17 protein-coding genes are annotated in these 17,609 nt (G+C 52.7%); 13 read left to right on the plus strand and 4 right to left on the minus strand.

Annotated elements, in window-relative coordinates; all coding sequences use genetic code 11:
• Nucleotides 1-48 precede the first annotated feature (48 nt).
• The 5 genes from Q0X64_RS12790 to Q0X64_RS12810 all read left to right on the plus strand — a co-directional run bounded on the left by Q0X64_RS12790 (nucleotide 49) and on the right by Q0X64_RS12810 (nucleotide 5,628).
• A complete protein-coding gene (locus tag Q0X64_RS12790) occupies nucleotides 49-2,442 on the plus strand; it encodes an ATP-binding protein (RefSeq protein ID WP_297813805.1) in 2,394 nt (797 codons plus the stop codon).
• A gap of 63 nt (nucleotides 2,443-2,505) precedes the next feature.
• A complete protein-coding gene (locus tag Q0X64_RS12795; protein ID WP_297813809.1) occupies nucleotides 2,506-2,907 on the plus strand; it encodes a hypothetical protein in 402 nt (133 codons plus the stop codon).
• A gap of 97 nt (nucleotides 2,908-3,004) precedes the next feature.
• On the plus strand, nucleotides 3,005-4,252 hold the full coding sequence (locus Q0X64_RS12800) for a hypothetical protein (RefSeq protein WP_297813813.1): 1,248 nt from the start codon (nucleotides 3,005-3,007) through the stop codon (nucleotides 4,250-4,252).
• A gap of 105 nt (nucleotides 4,253-4,357) precedes the next feature.
• Nucleotides 4,358-4,996 carry an MBL fold metallo-hydrolase gene (locus Q0X64_RS12805; protein ID WP_297813816.1) on the plus strand — a complete coding sequence of 213 codons (639 nt, stop codon included), beginning with the start codon at nucleotides 4,358-4,360 and terminating at the stop codon, nucleotides 4,994-4,996.
• A gap of 5 nt (nucleotides 4,997-5,001) precedes the next feature.
• A complete protein-coding gene (locus tag Q0X64_RS12810) occupies nucleotides 5,002-5,628 on the plus strand; it encodes a carbonic anhydrase (protein ID WP_297813819.1) in 627 nt (208 codons plus the stop codon).
• A 50-nt stretch (nucleotides 5,629-5,678) separates the two neighbouring features.
• Here Q0X64_RS12810 and Q0X64_RS12815 read toward each other — a convergent pair whose 3' ends face one another.
• A complete protein-coding gene (locus Q0X64_RS12815; protein WP_297813822.1) occupies nucleotides 5,679-6,275 on the minus strand; it encodes an outer membrane protein assembly factor BamE in 597 nt (198 codons plus the stop codon).
• Between the two features lie 78 nt (nucleotides 6,276-6,353).
• Between Q0X64_RS12815 and fur the strand changes: the two genes are divergently transcribed.
• On the plus strand, nucleotides 6,354-6,776 hold the full coding sequence (gene fur, locus Q0X64_RS12820) for a ferric iron uptake transcriptional regulator (RefSeq protein ID WP_297813826.1): 423 nt from the start codon (nucleotides 6,354-6,356) through the stop codon (nucleotides 6,774-6,776).
• Here the strand turns inward: fur and recN are convergent, their stop codons facing one another.
• Together recN and Q0X64_RS12830 are read right to left on the minus strand one after the other, a co-directional pair.
• Entirely contained in the window at nucleotides 6,777-8,450 is a 1,674-nt protein-coding gene (recN, locus tag Q0X64_RS12825) for a DNA repair protein RecN (protein WP_297813829.1), read from the minus strand.
• Nucleotides 8,444-9,319 carry an NAD(+) kinase gene (locus Q0X64_RS12830; protein WP_297813832.1) on the minus strand — a complete coding sequence of 292 codons (876 nt, stop codon included), beginning with the start codon at nucleotides 9,317-9,319 and terminating at the stop codon, nucleotides 8,444-8,446. The genes recN and Q0X64_RS12830 overlap by 7 nt, the downstream gene beginning before the upstream one ends.
• Nucleotides 9,320-9,493: 174 nt before the next feature.
• On the opposite strand from Q0X64_RS12830, the gene ndk reads away from it, so the two are divergent.
• From ndk to pgi, 7 genes are read left to right on the plus strand one after another with little or no spacing between them, the layout of a single operon-like run.
• A complete protein-coding gene (ndk, locus tag Q0X64_RS12835; RefSeq protein WP_297813834.1) occupies nucleotides 9,494-9,925 on the plus strand; it encodes a nucleoside-diphosphate kinase in 432 nt (143 codons plus the stop codon).
• A 9-nt stretch (nucleotides 9,926-9,934) separates the two neighbouring features.
• Entirely contained in the window at nucleotides 9,935-11,041 is a 1,107-nt protein-coding gene (gene rlmN / locus Q0X64_RS12840; RefSeq protein ID WP_297813837.1) for a 23S rRNA (adenine(2503)-C(2))-methyltransferase RlmN, read from the plus strand.
• Complete coding sequence (gene pilW, locus Q0X64_RS12845; protein ID WP_297813840.1) at nucleotides 11,038-11,808, plus strand: type IV pilus biogenesis/stability protein PilW; 771 nt, start codon at nucleotides 11,038-11,040, stop codon at nucleotides 11,806-11,808. The genes rlmN and pilW overlap by 4 nt, the downstream gene beginning before the upstream one ends.
• Nucleotides 11,805-12,770, plus strand: a complete 966-nt coding sequence (locus Q0X64_RS12850) for a RodZ domain-containing protein (protein WP_297813843.1) — start codon at nucleotides 11,805-11,807, stop codon at nucleotides 12,768-12,770. Before pilW ends, Q0X64_RS12850 begins: the two co-directional genes overlap by 4 nt.
• Nucleotides 12,770-13,900 (plus strand): flavodoxin-dependent (E)-4-hydroxy-3-methylbut-2-enyl-diphosphate synthase, encoded by a 1,131-nt coding sequence (gene ispG / locus Q0X64_RS12855; RefSeq protein WP_297813846.1) that lies wholly within the window; start codon nucleotides 12,770-12,772, stop codon nucleotides 13,898-13,900. Before Q0X64_RS12850 ends, ispG begins: the two co-directional genes overlap by 1 nt.
• A 2-nt stretch (nucleotides 13,901-13,902) precedes the next feature.
• Nucleotides 13,903-15,159 (plus strand): histidine--tRNA ligase, encoded by a 1,257-nt coding sequence (gene hisS / locus Q0X64_RS12860; RefSeq protein ID WP_297813848.1) that lies wholly within the window; start codon nucleotides 13,903-13,905, stop codon nucleotides 15,157-15,159.
• Nucleotides 15,160-15,187: 28 nt separating this feature from the next.
• Nucleotides 15,188-16,825, plus strand: a complete 1,638-nt coding sequence (gene pgi, locus Q0X64_RS12865; RefSeq protein ID WP_297813851.1) for a glucose-6-phosphate isomerase — start codon at nucleotides 15,188-15,190, stop codon at nucleotides 16,823-16,825.
• Between the two features lies 1 nt (nucleotide 16,826).
• Here pgi and ppk2 read toward each other — a convergent pair whose 3' ends face one another.
• On the minus strand, nucleotides 16,827-17,609 hold the full coding sequence (gene ppk2 / locus Q0X64_RS12870; RefSeq protein WP_297813854.1) for a polyphosphate kinase 2: 783 nt from the start codon (nucleotides 17,607-17,609) through the stop codon (nucleotides 16,827-16,829).

Here is a 17,609-nt window from a genome sequence, read left to right on the forward strand (position 1 = left end):
CTAGCGGCTGACCTAAGCTTAAGGTAAACGATCACAACAGGGATTACCATGCAAAGACGCAGTGAGTTGCAGACCGATGATCTATACCAGCATTGTGACCCGTCGGGATGGCGGTTCAACAGCACCGCAGAGCTGGATACGCTGCCCACCATCATCGGACAGGATCGTGCCCTCGAGGCTATTGATTTTGGCGTCAACATTGATGCGTCCGGGTATAACCTGTTTGTGATGGGACCCGCTGGGGTGGGTAAATACACGCTGATCAAACGTTTCCTGGACCAGCAGGCACCCCATCAACCCCGTGCCAAGGACTGGGCCTATCTGAATAATTTCGCCGATCCGCAAAAGCCCTGGGCCGTCTCGCTTCCGGCGGGGCAGGGCAATCAGCTCAGGCATGATATCGAGGCGATTATTGCTAACCTCGAGTCCGAGTTACCGCAGGCATTTGATGACGAGTATTACCGTGGCCGCATGCGTTCGCTGGATGAGTCGGCGCGCAAGCACCGGGTCAGATTATTCGGCACCCTGCAGACTGAGGCCGACCGCAAGGGGGTGGTGTTATTGCGGATGCAGGATGGCAGTTATGCCTTTGCTGCCCAGCGTGAAGGCCAGGCGCTGACCTCCGAGGAATTCGAACAGCTCTCGGCGCATGATCAGGAGAAGACTGAAGATGCGATCGCCGACTTGCATGAAGAGCTTCAGCACACCCTGCTGGAGCTGCGGGAGTGGGAGCGTGATAACCTGGCTAAAGTGCAGGCGCTGGATGATGAAGTAGCACTGGAAGTCATCAACAAGCAAATCAATACGCTCAAACATGCCTACCCCAGTTCAGCCAGGCTGCAGCTCTACTTTGAGGCCATGCTCAAAGACATTCGTGACAATGTCGATGCCTTTGTCAAACAGGATGCCAGCAGCAGTGACGAGGCAGGCAGCGAAGATAGCCTGATCAAGCGTTATCAGATTAACCTGGTGGTGGATAACAGCCAGACCCAGGGCGCACCGGTCATTTACGAAAACCTGCCACATCACCAGACTTTACTGGGCTGTGTCGAGAATATGGCGATGATGGGGGCGCTGGTGACCGATTTCAGCCTGATCAAGGCGGGTGCCGTGCACCGGGCCAACGGCGGTTATCTGATTGTCGATGCCGAACAGCTTTTAATGCAGCCTTATGGCTGGGAAGGGCTGAAGCGGGCACTGAAATCGGGCGAGGTCCGTTTTGATACGCTGGAGCGGATGTACAGCCTGGTCGCCACAGTATCTCTGGAGCCAGAGCCTATACCGCTGGACTTAAAGGTGGTGCTGCTGGGCGACCGCAAGCTCTATTACATGCTTTATGACCTGGACCCGGAATTTGCCGGCCTGTTCAAGATAGTGGCTGATTTTGAAGAACATATGCCACGCAGTGCCGACAATGATTTACTGTTTGCACGAATGATGGCCAGCACCATCAACCATGAAAAACTCCTGCATATGGAGTGTCCTGCCGTGGCCCGGGTGATAGAACACAGCGCCCGTTCAATCGAGGAAAACAGCAAGTTTTCTCTGCACCTGGGGGATATGACGGATTTACTGCGTGAGGCGTCTTATCTGGCCAGGCAGGCGCAAGCCAAGCTGGTGGGCCGCGATCATGTGCAGCAGGCCATCAGTCTGCGTGAACAGCGCCTGGATCGGTTGCGGAGTCTGACTTACAACCAGATCGAGCGCCAGATCGTTGATATTCAGGTGACCGGGAGCCAGGTAGGTCAGGTCAATGCGCTGTCGGTCATGACCATCGGTGGTTTCAGTTTTGCCCAGCCCTCACGGGTGACGGCCTCGGCCCGCTTCGGTGATGACAATATCGTCGACATTGAGCGTGAAGTGGAACTGGGCGGTGAGATACACAGCAAAGGGGTGATGATCCTCAGTGGCTACCTCGGACAGACCTATGCTGCGGATGCGCCGTTGTCGATGGCGGCCAGCGTGGTGTTTGAACAGAACTATGGCGAAGTCGATGGCGACAGTGCCAGCGTCGCTGAACTGTGTGCGCTGTTGTCAGCAGTCACGGGTGTGTCTCTGAAGCAATCGCTGGCGATTACCGGCTCTATGAATCAGCACGGACAGGTGCAGGCTATTGGCGAGGTGAATGAGAAAATTGAAGGCTTTTTTGCCATTTGCAAGCAGCGTGGACTGACAGGCAAGCAGGGCGTCATTATTCCGGCCAGTAATGTTCAGCACCTGATGCTCAGGCAGGAAGTCATTGATGCCGTTGCTAGTGATGAGTTTCATATTTATGCCATCCACCACGTCAATGATGCGCTGGCCTTGCTGTCAGGGCTGGAGGCCGGGGCAAAAGATGATCAGGGTGGGTTTGTGGCGCATAGCTTCAATGCTGCCGTTCTGGCACGACTGAAAAAGTGGGCCGATATTCACCGTCATGAAAAAGACAGCGCATCGGATTGAGAGGCTCATGTCAGCGACGCGATGGCCGATAAGCTGGTTAATATGCAATCAGGAGTGACCATCATGCGAACTTTGATTATTCTATTGGCGATACACATTCCCCTTGTCGCCGATGCCATGACCTTGCCGCCGGTGCCAACCGAGCCAATTTATTTTGAGCCGCCGGTGGTGGAGGCTGATGCCGAGACAGCAGCGCTGAACTGTTATCAGCTGGATGCCGAGATAAATCGTTTACATCCCTATCAATACAGCTACAAGCCTTATTATTTCGAGGACGGCATGAATAAACTGGCGACCTCGATGATAGTGTTTGACAGCATTCCCGTGGTAGAAGGCTGGCTGGGGCTGGGTTACCTGGGGTACTCGGCGCTGGTTGACGAAAAAGAAGACCGCCGACAACTGAATGTGGCGCAGCATATCGCTGCTTTACAGCGCCTCAAAGCCCACAAGCACTGCTATGAGTAAGCTTTGATTCGAATCAAAGCTGAAACTGATTTTGTTGTCTGATGAGTGATAACTCATGTAATATCAAAATTGATAACTACCCCAAGAGGTATGCGACATGAGTAGCACACTAGACATTAAAACAAAGTGGTACGAAGCCAACTTAAAAATTGCACGAGAAAGCCGCAGTAAATGGTATGAAGCCAACCTGAAACCTGCAGCGGTGATCGCGAAACCCTGGTACAAAGCCAATAAACGACCAGCCAAAGCGGTCGATATTCCTTGGTATAAAGCCAATCTGGTTCAACATCAGGAAACTAAAAACAAATGGTATGCTGCCAATCTGCAGCAAGCTGTTCAGTCTGTACGTGCTACCCGCAAATGGTACGAAGCCAATCGCAAGCCCTCAGAAATAGAACAGCGCTGGCAACACTACAGTGAAGAACTGTACAGCGATGTCAAAAAAGCCTGGATGCGCTTCAATCTGGATCAGGCGCGTGAAACCCGTACAAAATGGTACGAGGCGAACCTCGACACCACGCCAACCGAAAAACACTGGTATGAAATCAGTCAGGAAATCACACCTGACACCAAGAAAAAATGGTGGGAAGCCAACCTTGAACAGGCGCGTGTTGCCCATCACAAATGGTATGAAGCCAACTTACATCCGGATCCGCATGCTGAACTGAAAAAACGCTGGTATCAGGCCAATCTGAGCCTGGTGCGCACCCAGCGTGCCAAGCAGAAATACTTCTCTGAAAGTGCGCGTCGTGCCACCGAGAATCAGAAATGGTACGAAGCCAACCAGCGTCCGGCCAAAGTTGTCGAAACCCGTTGGTACGAGGCGAATCAGCAGGTTCACCATGAGACCAAGAACAAATGGTACGAAGCTAACCTGAAACAGGCTGTTGAAGCAGTACGTGCCGAGCGTAAATGGTACGAGGCCAACCTGGATAATACCCCGACCCAGCGTCACTGGTATGAGTTCAATGAAGCCGGTGATACTGACTGGAAACTGGCATTCCGTGAGGCCAACCTACAACAGGCCCGCGAAAAACGCCGCAAATGGTATGAAGCCAACCTTGATAACACGCCGACCGAAAAACACTGGTATGAAATCAGTGATGAAGTCGCGACTGACACCAAGAAAAAATGGTGGCAGGCTAACCTGGAACAGGCACGTGCCAGCCGCAGGAAATGGTATGAAGCCAATATGCACCCCGACCCGCATATTGGTCTCAAACAAAAATGGTGGCGGGCGAATCTGGATCTGGCTCGTACCCAACGGGTCAAGCAGGACTGGTTCCGCAAAAATGCCATTATTGCTCGGGAAGCCCGCAAAAAATGGAAACAGTTTGAGAAATAAAGGCTGAGCATTTTTAGGCCACCAACGGGATAGCCTGTTGGTGGCTTTTTTATGGGCAGGCATATCGAATAAATAAAACGAGAATATTAAAATCAAAGCATTATCATGGAAATCGAATGTATCACTGTAGGCGAATTTCAGGTCAACACTTACCTGATACGTGATACTGCCAGCGGTCAGGCGGCGATTATTGATACCGGAGAAACTGCTGAACTGGCAGCTTATCTGGCATCACTACAGCCGCAGCCGGATATCCGCATGATATTGCTGACCCATGGCCATCTGGATCACGCCGGTGCCCTGACAGGTTTGCAACAACAGTTTGATGTGCCGACCTATCTGCCACGGCTGGAACAGCCGCTTTTTGCAACGCTGCCCCAGCAGGGCGACTGGTTTGGGGCGCCACATATGAACCGGCCCTGCGGCCGTATCGACCACTATGTCGATGATGGTGATATCATCCAGCTGGGTGAAACCACTTTGCATTTTATATCCACCCCCGGCCATACCCCTGGGCAGGGCTGTTACTACGATGACAAAGATATTTTTGTCGGCGATACGTTGTTTGCCGGCAGTGTCGGGCGCAGCGACTTACCCCTGGGTGACCCGGCGTTGATGCAGCAGAGTCTGCACAAGCTGATGCAATTGCCTGGACATCTGCGTGTGCACAGTGGTCATGGCCCTGTGACGACACTGGACCGGGAACGAGAGACCAATCCTTTTTTAACCTTTCTTAGAAATTAATAACTATGGCGAATACAGACAAACTAATTGAAGGTTTTCAACGCTTCAAAAAGACTTACTTTGGTGCCGACAACTCACTCTACGCCGGCATGAAAGAGGGACAGCCAGCAAAAATCCTGATGGTAGCCTGCTGTGACTCACGGGTGGATCCGGCGATACTGACCGACTGTGATCCCGGTGATATCTTTACTGTACGTAATGTCGCCAATCTGGTGCCGCCCTGCGAAGATGATCAGCACCATCACGGGACTAGTTCTGCGATTGAATTTGCCGTGAAAGGGCTGGGCGTGGAAAGCATTATCGTGATGGGCCATGCCAACTGCGGCGGCATCAAGGGCCTGTGGGAAAGCAACGATCTGGATGATTCACAATTTATTCATCGCTGGGTCTCGATTGCTCAGGAGGCTAAAGAATGGGTCAAAACCCATCATACCGATGACAGCAATGCCGTTCAGTTAAAAGCCTGTGAGCAGCGCTCGGTGGTGGTATCACTGCAAAACCTGATGGAATTTGATTTCGTGCGTGAGCGGGTCGAGAACGGTTCACTCAAAATACACGGTTGGTATTTTGATCTGCGGGCTGGTGAGCTGCTCTGTTACAACCCCGATAAAGACGCGTTTGAGGCGCGCTGATTCGCGCCATCAACATGAGCAAAAAAACGGGCGTTTATCGCCCGTTTTTTTTATTGTTCGCTGTCGACATCCGTTTCGGCGGGTTGTTCCATGCCTGCCTCGGCTTCTTCCATCATCGCCTTATTGGCTTCCGCCTTCGCCTCATCGTCGGCTTCAGCTTCAGCGTTTTTCTCTTCGATGATTTCTACGGTCTCATCATCAGCCAGGCCGATAAAGCTCATCAGACCATTGAAAAAGCCGGTTTTCTGTTCACTCAGCGGCACCACCACGTTTTTATCCTGCTTTTCCGTTTGAGGTAAATCTTCACGGGCGACGATGCGGGTGTCACCTTCAATATGGCTGAGGGTTTCATCTTCATTGAAATAAAGCGTCAACCGGCGTTGTTCACGGTCTTTACCGCCGGGCTGATAGCTGTATAGATAGTCCCAGCGGTTAGGATGAAAAGTATCGATCAGTAGTGGTGTTCCCATCACGAAAGCGACCTGATTTTTACTCATGCCGGGTTCAAGTTGGTTGATCATGTCCTGACTGACGTTATTGCCCTGTTGCACATCAATACGGTACACACCGGGAATTTTGTCGGTACTGCAGGCAGAAAGAGATAAAAGCGCTGCCAAGGAAAGGCTGTAAACGACGAAACTTTTCATTTAATATTGATTGCTGTAGTTATTTACCAGATTGCGATGATACTCTATTCGCAGCGTTTCTACGAGGCAACAATAATAATGGAAAGACAAGATCTAAGAAAAGCCGGACTCAAGGTCACTTTACCCCGTTTGAAGGTACTGGAAATCCTGGAAACATCGGAGCAGCGCCATATGAGCGCAGAAGATGTCTACAAGGCTTTACTGGACATGGGAGAAGAAATCGGTCTGGCAACGGTCTACCGGGTACTGACGCAGTTTGAAAGCGCGGGCCTGGTATCACGACTGAATATTGAGGGTGGTCACGCCGTATTTGAACTGGAAAGTGGTGAGCATCATGATCACTTGTTCTGCGTGAAATGTAATCGCATTATCGAGTTTTATGATGAAGTCATTGAAGAGCGTCAGAAAGCCATCGCCAAGGAAAAAGGCTTTGAAATGACCGATCACAGCCTCTACATTTATGGCATCTGCAACAGCGAAGACTGCAAAAAAGATCGTTAATCAGTGTTGTGCCTGATCCAGCATTTCCTCGGCATGTGACCGGGTTTTCTGGGTCAGGTTTACCCCGCCCAGCATGCGGGCGATCTCTTCGACCCGCTGCGTTTTATCCAGCTTATCGACGGTGATGTGCGTACTGTCTGCCAGGTGCTTTTTATTCACCTGTAACTGATGATGCGCCTGGGCTGCGACCTGTGGCAGGTGAGTGATACAAATCACCTGCTGACTGCCCGCCAGTTTGCGAAGATGTTGACCGACGACTTCGGCAACACTGCCACCGATGCCGACATCGACTTCATCAAAGATCAAAGTCGGGACACTACGCTGACCGGCGGTGACCACCTGGATAGCCAGACTGATGCGCGCCAGTTCACCACCGGAAGCCACTTTAGCCAAATCACCGGCAGGTTGGCCCGGATTGGTGGTCACCAGCAACCTGACCTGATCACTGCCATATTCGCTGATTCTGTTGTCAGGCAGCGGGGCCACCTCGATCTCGATTTTGCCTGCCGGAATGGCCAATTGTTGGATTGATGCGGTGATTTGTTCGCCCAGCGGTCCGGCAGCTTGCTGACGCCGTTGGTACAATTGCCCACACAAATCGCGACAGTGTTTTTCCCTGGCACCCACATCCTTTTCCAACTGTGCCAGTGTCACCTCACTATTGGAAAGCGCTGCCAGTTCATCACTCAGGGACTGATAAAGTTCAGGTAATTGTTCAATCTCAACCTGATGTTTGCGTGCCAGGTCGTGTAATTGGGATAGCTGGGTTTCAATCGCCTCCAACCTGCCTGGATCCAGTTCGGCATGATCCAGGTAATGACGCAGATCAGTGGCCGTTTCATCGAGGTTAATGATAGCGGCATTAAGCGTTTCCACCGCACTGGCGAAACGCGGTTCGTAATCCTGCAACTTCTCCAGTTCACCCAAGCTATGGCTGATCTGATCATAAGCGGCAGCCTGCTCGGCATCGAATATCTGGTGCAGACCGGCTTCGGCCGCCGAAATCAGTTGTGAGGCATTGGCAAGCTGTGCCTGATCCTGCAGCAACTGCTGGATGCTGTCTTCGCTGAGCTCCAGCGCTTCCAGTTCATCGACCTGATACTGCAACAGTTCCTGGCGTGCCGCCTGATCGTCTGACTGCTGCTGCAGATCAGCCAACTGTTGCTGCAAATGCTGCCAGTCGTGGTAGGCCTGTTTCAATTCATTCAGCAGCGCTTTATTAGCGGCGACAATATCGACAAGTTCCCGCTGGGTCTGGGGGCGGACCAGGGACTGATGAGCATGCTGTCCGTGGATATCAATGCTGCGCTCACTGACTTCCCTTAGCAGGGTTAACGGCACGACGCGACCGTTGATATAGCCTTTGGAGCGGCCGTCACGACTGATAGTGCGGCGAAGGTGGCAGAGATCGTCATCATCCAGTTCCTGATCAACAAGCCATTGCTGGAGCAAGGGGTTGTTGTCGATGCTGAACTCGGCTTCAATTTCGGCGCGATCGGTACCCTGGCGGATCATTTTTGAATCAGCGCGGTCACCCAGCACCAGACTCAGCGCATCAACCAGCATCGATTTGCCGGCCCCGGTTTCACCGGTTAATGATGTCATGCCGCTATCAAAGCTGAGCGCCAGGTCTTCTACCACGGCGAGATTGCGTACGCTAAGGCTGCTTAGCATGTCAGTTTTCTACCCCATTCCAGTTTAGCCCGGAGGATAGAATAATGGTCGTGATCTTCCAGATGCAATAGCCGGATTTGACTGGAATGGCGCTCAATACGCACGGTGTCACCGGGTTCCACAATTTGTCCCGGCCGACCGTCGCAGGTCACCATGCCGGTGGTAATGTTATTTTCACTGAGGGTGATTTCAATGGTATTGCTGGCAGCCACCACCAGGGGCCGGTTACTCAGCGTGTGCGGACAGACCGAAGCCAGCACCACCGCGTCCAAATCGACATCAACAATCGGGCCGCCGGCTGACATGGCATAAGCGGTAGAGCCGGTAGGGGTGGCGACCACCAGACCATCGGCGCGCTGGCTATTGAGAAACTTGCCATTGATATAGGTTTCAAACTCTATCATGTGCAGATTCTGGTGGGCATGAATCACCACATCATTCATGGCAATGCCCGGCGCCGCGGCGTTGTTGTTGATATCGGCCTGTAACAGAAAACGCCGGTCATCACGATAGCGCCCACAGAGGATTTGCCCCAGTTGCTGTTCCAGGTTACTCAAGGTGACATCGGCGAGAAAGCCCAGACGGCCGACATTGATACCCACAACGGGCATATCACTACCGGAAACAGCACGGGCCGCAGACAACAGGGTACCGTCACCGCCTATGGCGATGGTCAGGTCACACTGTTCCGGAAAAGCCTCGACTGTGAGGACATCCAACTCGGGCAAAAACGACAAAGGTTCATTACAGACGACTTCGAGCTGTTGTTCACGCAGGAACTGATTGACGCGAACAACGGCATTTTCCATCACGGTATCATCCTTACGGACAAATAAGCCGATACGTTTGAAAGTCGAATCTGTGGTCAAAGCAAGCTTCCGTAGCTGAGTGAATGGTCATCTGATAGTAAAGCTTTTGTCATAAAATCCAAAGCAAAACCCACTTTGCCTGACCGGCTTCGAATAACATTGTTAATGACCGCGGCAGAAATGGTAGAATAACGGGATTTTTATTGAACTAAACTAAACCAACAGAGGAACGAAATGGCGATCGAACGTACACTTTCTATCATCAAACCTGACGCAGTTGCAAAAAACGCGATCGGTGAGATTTATACCCGCTTTGAAAAAGCCGGCCTGCAAATCGTCGCTGCCAAAATGATGCACCTGACTCAGGAACAGGCAGAAGGTTTTTATGCCGAACATAAGGAGCGTCCTTTCTTCGGTGCCCTGGTCAGCTTCATGACTTCCGGCCCGGTGATTGTGCAGGTGCTGGAAGGTGAGAATGCCGTCCTGACTCATCGTGACCTGATGGGTGCCACCAACCCGGCCGAAGCTGAAGCCGGCACTATCCGCGCTGACTTTGCTCAAAGCATCGATGAAAACGCTGTTCACGGTTCTGACTCTGTTGACAGTGCTGCCCGTGAAATCAGCTACTTCTTTGCTGACGGCGAACTGTGCGCACGCACTCGCTAAGAGGCTGAAATGACTGAACGCACGAATCTACTGGGATTAGACCTGCAAGGTCTGGAAGCGTTTTTCGTCGAACTCGGCGAAAAACCTTTCCGTGCGCGCCAGCTTCTCCAGTGGATCCACAAATACCGGGTGACCGACTTTGCCGAGATGACTAATCTCAGCAAAGTCCTGCGTGAAAAACTGCAGCAGGTATCGGAAGTCCGTGTTCCCGAGGTGCTGCAGGAGCATGTCTCCCGCGACGGCACCCGCAAATGGATCATCAAGATGGACGGTGGTAATGCCATCGAAGCGGTATTTATTCCGGAAGGGGGCAGGGGCACGCTGTGCGTCTCATCGCAGGTGGGATGTGCGCTGACTTGCACCTTCTGTTCTACTGGCCAACAGGGCTTTAACCGTAATCTGGACGCGGCCGAAATCGTCGCCCAGTTATGGATAGCCAATGAAGCACTGGGCAAAGACCCCAAAGGTAACCGCGTTGTCACCAATGTGGTGATGATGGGCATGGGCGAGCCGCTGGCCAACTACAATAATGTGGTCACCGCCATGAATCTGATGCGCGATGACTTTGGTTACGGCATATCTTGGCGTCGCCTGACATTGAGCACCTCAGGCATGGTGCCGATGATCGACAAATTGCGTGAAGACTGCCATGTCAGTCTGGCGATTTCGCTGCACGCGGCCAATGACAAGCTGCGCGACGAGATTATTCCGCTCAACCAGAAATACCCGATTGCCGACTTACTGGCGGCATGTAAACGCTATGTGGCCGGCGATCAGAAACGTCGCCATATCACCGTCGAATATGTGATGCTCGACGGCATCAACGATGCGCTGGAAGATGCGCGTGACTTGGACCGTCTGCTAAAAGACCTGCCGACCAAGATCAATCTGATTCCGTTCAATCCCTTCCCAGGGACTGATTACAAGTGCTCATCACGCAAGCAGATTGAGCGCTTCAAGCAATACCTGATTGACAAGGGACAAGTCGTTACCGTGCGAAAAACCCGTGGTGATGATATCGTGGCAGCTTGTGGTCAGCTGGCCGGCGAGGTGCAGGATAAATCGCGCCGGGCTGAGCGTCTTGCCAAGCAGCGGGAGGTCGTTTTTCACCAATGAGTAAAGGCTTGCAGAAGTGGTTGATACTGTTGGTTTTGTCGTCACTGACGGCATGTAATTCTACCGGTAGCACTCGCACGCAATATGTGGCGCCCGATCCGGAAGCCGCTGAAATTAATATGCGCCTCGGTATCAATTATCTGCAGCGCGGTGACTACGCCGTGGCGCTGGAAAAACTGGAAAAAGCGCTCAAACAAAATCCCAACCTGCCCAGTGCTCACAACACGATAGCGTTGCTTTATCAGCGTCTGGGAGAAAATGACAAGGCCGAATCACACTTTCAGGAAGCGGTAGATCGAGATCCTGCCTATTCCCAGGCACAGAATAACTTCGGTGCTTTTCTTTGCGACCAGGGCCGCTATGAACAAGCCGAACAACGGTTTCTGAAAGCTGTAGAAAATCCGCTCTATGAAACACCTGCTCAGGCTTACGAAAATGCCGGGTTGTGTGCAATGAGGATTCCTGACAGTGATAAGGCAGAGGCCTATTTCCGCAAGGCATTGCAGATGCAGCCGACGCTGAGCAAATCGCTGCTGCAAATGGCAAACATCAGCTACGATGCCGACAACTACCTGCAGGCGCGTGGCTACATTCAACGTTACCAGTCAGCTTCCAGGTGGACGCCTCAGGCGTTGTTGCTGGCCATCAAAACCGAGAATCAACTGGACGATCAGGACGCGGTAGCGAGTTATACCTTGATCCTGCGCTCACGTTTCCCGGACTCAGATGAGTTGCAGGTCGTCAACCAGGGGTTGCTTGACTCATGAGCGAGACACACGACGAACCGGTGATGAGCAGTGGCTCACCGTCAATCGGTGACAGACTGCGTGAGGCCCGGGAAGCCAAGAATTACACTTTATCCGAAGTGGCGGCCCAGCTAAGGCTGACCAAAGATATTATTGCCCATATGGAAGACCAGGATTGGGACAAGCTCAACGGTCGTACCTATGCCCGTGGCTACTTTGCCAACTATGTGAAGTTTCTGGGGCTGCCTTACGAGGAAATGCTGGCCGTATTCAATCTGGAATACTCGGCCAAAGAACCTGCCATCGATCTCAAACACCGCGGCCACAGCGTCAATGAGCGCGCTTTCCCATGGTTTATGCTGGCCTTGGTTGCCATTATCCTGGTGGTTATCTGGCTGGCTTACCAGCAGTGGCAGCAGACACAATCACTGGAACAGTCATCGACAGCACCCGAGTCGCAGCCGGCAGAGGTCGAAGATGAAGCTTTCAATGACAGCGTGGTTGAGCCTTTACAAAACGACAGCACGCTAAGCCCGCAGCCAGCGCAACAGAATGACTCAGCGCCGCTGCCCCAGGAGTCGCTGAGCGCCACAGCTGATGCGCTGGGGCTTAGTGATGACAACCTGAAAGAAATCAACGCCGCTGAGCAGATTAATTCCGCTTCAGAGACCGCGGCCGGGCAACAGGCGGGTATGACACCTTTGCAGGCAGAAACGCAGCAGCAAGCGGCGACTGAAGCATCAACCCTGCGCCTCAGCTTCAGCGAAGCGTGCTGGGTAGAGGTGACCAATGCTGATGCCAAAGTACTGGTCAGCAAGAAAATGCAGGCGAATGATTCGCTGGAGCTCAGCTCTGACAAGTCACTGAGTGTACTGCTGGGGCGAGCCACAGCCGCGACAGTTTATTTCAACAACCAGCAGGTCGATCTGAAGCCTTATACCCGGGGTGATGTAGCAAGACTGACTTTGGGGGTGGAATCCTGATGGAAACGACAAGCTATATCCAACGCAGAAAATCACGCCAGATCATGGTAGGTAATGTCCCGGTCGGTGGTGATGCACCGGTCGCGGTACAGAGTATGACTAATACCTCAACCACTGATGTTGAAGCGACGGTCAAGCAAATCCAGTCGCTGCAGAATGTCGGTGCTGATATTGTCCGCGTCTCGGTGCCGACCATGGATGCGGCGGAGGCGTTTGGCCAGATCCGCAAACAGGTCAACATTCCGCTGGTGGCCGATATTCATTTTGATTACAAGATTGCACTGCGGGTAGCAGAACTGGGCGTTGATTGCCTGCGCATCAACCCGGGAAATATCGGTCGCGAAGATCGGGTTCGGGCCGTGGTGGATAAAGCGCGTGATTACGGTATTCCGATTCGGATAGGTGTCAATGCCGGTTCGCTGGAAAAAGAGCTGCAGAAAAAATACGGTGAACCCACACCGGACGCACTGGTGGAGTCGGCGCTGCGCCATATCGATATTCTGGATCGCCTTAACTTTCCTGATTTCAAGGTCAGCCTCAAAGCCTCGGATGTGTTTATGACCGTGCATGCCTATCGCAAGCTGGCCGATCAGATTGAGCAGCCCTTGCACCTGGGCATTACCGAAGCCGGTGGCCTGCGTAGCGGGGCGGTCAAATCTTCGATCGGTCTGGGTATGCTGCTGGCCGAAGGTATCGGCGATACCATTCGTGTCTCGCTGGCGGCCGATCCGGTAGAAGAAATCAAAGTCGGCTTCGATATTCTCAAAAGCCTGCGCATACGCAACAAAGGCGTCAATCTGATTGCCTGTCCGTCCTGCTCACGCCAGCAGTTTGATGTGATTTCGACCGTCAATGCGCTGGAAGCCCGGCTGGAAGACATTACTGAGCCGATGGATGTGGCGGTGATTGGTTGTGTCGTCAATGGTCCCGGTGAAGCCAAGGAAGCCGCTATCGGCCTGACTGGCGGTTCGCCCAACCTGCTTTATGTCGATGGCAAACCCAATATGAAAGTCGACAATGAAACGCTGGTCGATCAACTGGAACAACAGATCCGTCAGCGTATTGCCCTGCGTCAGGCGCAATCAGATTCAGAACAAGACAAAATTATTCCGATAAAGGACATCAGTTAAACGTGGCAGACATAATCCGTTCTATTCGGGGCATGAACGATCTCCTCCCCGATGTGACGCCTTATTGGCAAGCGGTTGAAAATAGCCTGAAAGCCGTGCTCAGCGGTTATGGTTACCAGGAAATCCGCTTTCCTATCGTAGAAAAAACCGAACTGTTCAAACGCTCTATCGGCGAAGTCACCGACATCGTCGAAAAAGAAATGTATACCTTTGACGATCGCAATGGCGACAGCCTGACCCTGCGACCGGAAGGCACAGCAGGCTGCGTCCGCGCTGCCATGCAGAACGGCCTGCTCAATCAGACACAACGGCTCTGGTACATGGGGCCGATGTTTCGCCATGAACGGCCGCAGAAAGGCCGTTACCGCCAATTTCACCAGGTTGGTGTGGAAGCCTTTGGTTTTGATGGCCCGGATATCGATGCCGAAATGATCCTGATGACCGCCAGGCTCTGGAAAGAACTGGGTCTGACCGGTATCAGTCTGCAGATCAATTCTCTGGGTTCAACCGAAGCCCGGCTGGCCTACCGGCAGGAACTGGTCAAATATTTTGAAGCCCATCAGGCGCAACTCGACGAGGACAGTCAGCGTCGTTTGCACAGCAATCCGCTGCGCATCCTGGACAGTAAAAATCCGGATATGCAGACGCTCAATGAAGCTGCACCTAAACTGATTGATCACCTCGACGAGGAATCCAAAGCGCATTTCCAGGCTTTATGTCAGACCCTCGATAAAGTCGGGATTGATTATGAGATCAATCCGCGTCTGGTACGTGGACTCGACTATTACGGCAAAACCGTATTCGAATGGGTCACAGACCAGCTCGGCTCGCAGGGGACTGTCTGTGCCGGTGGCCGTTATGATGGTCTGGTGGCGCAACTGGGCGGCAAGGGCGCAACAGCGATTGGCTTTGCTATCGGCATTGAACGATTGATCGCCTTGCTGGAGGCCACGGACGCGCTGCCTGAAATTCCCCAAACAGATGCCTATTTGGTTGCTGTGGGTGATACAGCCGCCACGCAGTCGCCGATTCTGGCGGAGCAGTTACGCGACCAGTTACCCGGCTTTAAGTTGATTAGCCATTGTGGTGGTGGTAGTTTTAAGAGCCAATTTAAACGCGCCGATCGCAGCGGCGCACGCTGGACTCTGATCCTGGGCGAAGAAGAAACTAATAACAAAACTGTCGGTGTGAAAACCATGGCCACCGGCGAGCAGGAAACCGTCAGCTGGGACGGTTTGGCAGCGTACCTGACGCAATAAATATAAATAATCAAGAAATAGCAGAACTATGACACCTTTGAACATACCTGAGTGGCAATCTCTGGTCCGCCATTACGAGGACCTGAAGTACCTCTCCATGCGAGAACAATTCGCTTTGGATTCCGGTCGTTTCGAGCGCTTTTCGGTGAAAAGCGGCGAGCTGTTGCTGGACTACTCCAAAAACCGCATAACCCAGGAAACCATCGACAAACTGGTTCAGTTGGCCGAAGCGGTTGAGCTTCAGGACTGGATCGAAAAGATGTTCAAAGGCGAGACCATCAATCACACCGAGCGTCGCGCCGTGCTGCATACCGCTTTGCGTAATCGCTCCAGTAACCCGGTGATGGTGGATGGCAAAGATGTGATGCCGGAAGTGAATGCGGTGCTGGACAAGATGCGTCGTTTTTCCGAGCAGGTACATAACGGTAGCTGGCTGGGTTACAGCGGCAAGAAAATGACCGATATCGTCAATATCGGTATCGGTGGCTCTGATCTGGGGCCGGCGATGATCTGTGATGCGCTGGAGCCTTATGGCATTGAAGGCATCAATGTGCATTTTGTTTCCAATGTTGATGGCACTGATCTGAGTACCACGCTGGATCAACTCAATCCGGAAACCACTTTGTTTGTGGTGGCCTCGAAAACCTTCACCACCCAGGAAACCATTACCAATGCCCAGTCTGCACGTACTTGGTTCCTGCGATCAGCCAAGCAGGAAGATGTGGCCAAGCACTTCGTGGCGGTGTCGACCAATGCCAAGGAAGTGGCCAAATTCGGCATTGATACAGACAACATGTTCGAAATCTGGGACTGGGTCGGTGGCCGCTACTCCTTGTGGAGTGCGATAGGTCTGCCGATTGTGCTTTACGTAGGCATGGACAACTTTGAACGCCTGCTCGATGGCGGTCACCAGATGGACGAACACTTCCGCACCCAGCCGCTGGCTGAGAATATTCCGGTGATTATGGGCCTGCTGGGGATCTGGTATATCAATTTCTTCAGTGCCCAGACCCATGCTATCGTGCCTTACGATCATTCGCTGGCGCGCTTCCCCAGCCACATGCAGCAGCTGGATATGGAAAGTAACGGCAAGTTTATCAACCGTGAAGGGGCCCGCATCAGCTACAAGACCGGACCGGTCATCTGGGGCACACCGGGCACCAACGGCCAGCATGCCTACTTCCAGTTGATTCACCAGGGCACGCAACTGATTCCGGTGGACTTTGTATTGCCGGTCAACAGCCATTATCCGGACTGCGATCACCAGTCTATCCTGCTGGCTAATGGCTTGGCGCAGGCGGAAGCGCTGATGAAAGGCAAGACTGCAGAAGAAGTCCGTGCCGAACTGGTCAAGGAAGGCTTTGAAGGCAAGGCGCTGGAAGCCCTGTTGCCGCATAAAGTCTTCCCGGGCAATCGTCCCAGCAATGTGCTGCTGTTCCCCAAACTGACGCCGGAGATGCTGGGCCAGCTGGTGGCACTCTACGAGCACAAGGTGTTTGTGCAGGGCGTGATTTGGAATATCAACTCATTTGACCAGTGGGGCGTGGAACTGGGTAAACAACTGGCCAAGGCCATTCTGCCTGATCTTAAAGACGGGGCAGACATTTCCAGCCACGACAGCTCGACTACCAGTCTGATCAAAATGATCCGCGATTTACGCCAGTAAATCAGTCTTTGTCGCCCGCCCGGCGTTTAAATGCCGGGAAGGGCGGTGAATACACCACCTTTGCATCCAGCTCCTGCAGCAGTGTCTCGTCCTTATCCTCATAGGGGAGTTGTTGCAGAAAGTGGCGCATACAATTGAGTCGGGCTGCCCGCTTGTCGTCACTTTTGATGACCACCCAGGGGGCATGTGATGTGTGGGTGTGGGCCAGCATCTGATCGCGCGCTTCGCTGTATTGTTCCCATTTTTCCTGGGCGATAATATCAATCTCGCTCAGCTTCCAGTTTTTTAAAGGATTTCTGAGCCTTTCCTGAAAACGGGCCTGTTGTTCCTTGCGGCTGATAGACAGCCAGTATTTGAACAGGTAAATACCCTCATCGGCCAGCAGCCGTTCCAGCTCTGGTGCCTGCTCCAGAAACAGCTGGTATTTGTCATCGCTGGTAAAGCCCATGACTTTCTCAACGCCGGCACGGTTGTACCAGCTGCGATCAAACAACACGATTTCCCCAGCAGCCGGTAACTGCGACAGATAACGCTGGAAATACCATTGTTGCTGTTCGACATCGCTGGGCTTACCGAGGGCGACGACGCGGGCACCACGAGGATTGAGATTCTCGCTGAAACGCTTGATCGTGCCACCCTTGCCAGCCGCATCGCGGCCTTCAAACAGCACCATAATGCGTTGGCCCTGGTCCCTGGCCCAAAGCTGCACCTTAAGCAGTTCTATCTGCAACAATTTTTTTTGTTGTTGATAATAACTACGAGAGATGCGCTTTTTCTTGACCAC

The organism is uncultured Methylophaga sp., from assembly GCF_947259025.1.
GTDB lineage: Bacteria > Pseudomonadota > Gammaproteobacteria > Nitrosococcales > Methylophagaceae > Methylophaga.

Bases quoted from the DNA above. Each gene is read 5' to 3' on its own strand.
- rlmN (WP_297813837.1), top strand. From the start codon at position 9,935: ATGACTGAACGCACGAATCTACTGGGATTAGACCTGCAAGGTCTGGAA.
- ispG (WP_297813846.1), top strand. From the start codon at position 12,770: ATGGAAACGACAAGCTATATCCAACGCAGAAAATCACGCCAGATCATG.
- pgi (WP_297813851.1), top strand. From the start codon at position 15,188: ATGACACCTTTGAACATACCTGAGTGGCAATCTCTGGTCCGCCATTAC.
- Q0X64_RS12800 (WP_297813813.1), top strand. From the start codon at position 3,005: ATGAGTAGCACACTAGACATTAAAACAAAGTGGTACGAAGCCAACTTA.
- Q0X64_RS12805 (WP_297813816.1), top strand. From the start codon at position 4,358: ATGGAAATCGAATGTATCACTGTAGGCGAATTTCAGGTCAACACTTAC.
- Q0X64_RS12795 (WP_297813809.1), top strand. From the start codon at position 2,506: ATGCGAACTTTGATTATTCTATTGGCGATACACATTCCCCTTGTCGCC.
- fur (WP_297813826.1), top strand. From the start codon at position 6,354: ATGGAAAGACAAGATCTAAGAAAAGCCGGACTCAAGGTCACTTTACCC.
- Q0X64_RS12850 (WP_297813843.1), top strand. From the start codon at position 11,805: ATGAGCGAGACACACGACGAACCGGTGATGAGCAGTGGCTCACCGTCA.
- ndk (WP_297813834.1), top strand. From the start codon at position 9,494: ATGGCGATCGAACGTACACTTTCTATCATCAAACCTGACGCAGTTGCA.
- pilW (WP_297813840.1), top strand. From the start codon at position 11,038: ATGAGTAAAGGCTTGCAGAAGTGGTTGATACTGTTGGTTTTGTCGTCA.
- Q0X64_RS12810 (WP_297813819.1), top strand. From the start codon at position 5,002: ATGGCGAATACAGACAAACTAATTGAAGGTTTTCAACGCTTCAAAAAG.
- Q0X64_RS12790 (WP_297813805.1), top strand. From the start codon at position 49: ATGCAAAGACGCAGTGAGTTGCAGACCGATGATCTATACCAGCATTGT.
- Q0X64_RS12815 (WP_297813822.1), bottom strand. From the start codon at position 6,275: ATGAAAAGTTTCGTCGTTTACAGCCTTTCCTTGGCAGCGCTTTTATCT.
- recN (WP_297813829.1), bottom strand. From the start codon at position 8,450: ATGCTAAGCAGCCTTAGCGTACGCAATCTCGCCGTGGTAGAAGACCTG.